The sequence below is a fragment of the Pseudomonas sp. B6(2017) genome (assembly GCF_002112765.1).
Classification (GTDB): domain Bacteria; phylum Pseudomonadota; class Gammaproteobacteria; order Pseudomonadales; family Pseudomonadaceae; genus Aquipseudomonas; species Aquipseudomonas piscis.
The window spans coordinates 1-824 of sequence record NZ_NEIQ01000070.1 but is presented as its reverse complement, the minus strand read 5'-3'; the positions used below and the strand labels follow the sequence as shown (position 1 = coordinate 824).

Here is an 824-nt window from a genome sequence, read left to right as displayed (position 1 = left end):
CCGGCGCTCGGCGCCTTCAACCAGTGGGTCAAGGGCACGCCCCTGGAATCCTGGCAGCGGCGGCATGTGGACGAGATCGCCACGAGCTTGATGGAGGCCGCGGTGCAGCACCTGCAGGGGCTGCAAATAGTGCTGGCCAGCTCGCAGGAAGCTGGGATCGACACAGACCACTAAACTTTTTATCACTGAACTATGTGGTCTTTCATGTCTCGTTTGTTTGGATAACAAAGAATTAAATAGCAAAAAGTAATACTGCACGCTTCTTCAAAAGCAAAGTATCCGCGTTCAATGATCTATCCGATAGCAGCTTTTTAACTTCGGCGTAAGGCGGCCGGCATTTATAGACTTGAGTTTATGATCACTACGGATTGCGACTGCTGGGGGGCAGTTGTTAAAGGTGTAAGTGATGGTTGCAATAATTAAAGGCTTCATGATTTCCAATTGTTATATAGATTGTTGCGTTTTATATGATGCTTTTAATCTGGCCTCTGCTAGATTTTATGCGTGATTTCCGGGGGGCTTTAGTTTGCTTGGTACAGCGAATTTAATGCTGACAGCCTTCAGCTTTTTTGGGGAGCGCCTCTAATGGCTCTGTGTTCAACAGAGCTCAGTTGAAAAGTGCATGGTTATCGAATGAATAAAAACCATTAATGGGGGCATACCCGGGGTGGGTTGTATGGACGGCGAAAGGGAATTTGCTAGTTACAACGATCAGGATATGAATCTGCAGCCCATCGCGATTGTCGGAATGAGCTGTCGCTTCGCACCGCAACTTTCCAGCCTGGAGAGTTATTGGGACTTTCTGGTTCAAGGCCGCTGTGCGG

At 48.3% G+C, this 824-nt stretch carries 1 protein-coding gene; it reads left to right on the top strand.

Going from position 1 to position 824, the window contains the following annotated elements; all coding sequences use genetic code 11:
• Positions 1–676 precede the first annotated feature (676 nt).
• Positions 677–824: beta-ketoacyl synthase N-terminal-like domain-containing protein (locus tag CAG11_RS34655; RefSeq protein ID WP_218191801.1), on the top strand; the 148-nt coding region annotated here is incomplete at its 3' end.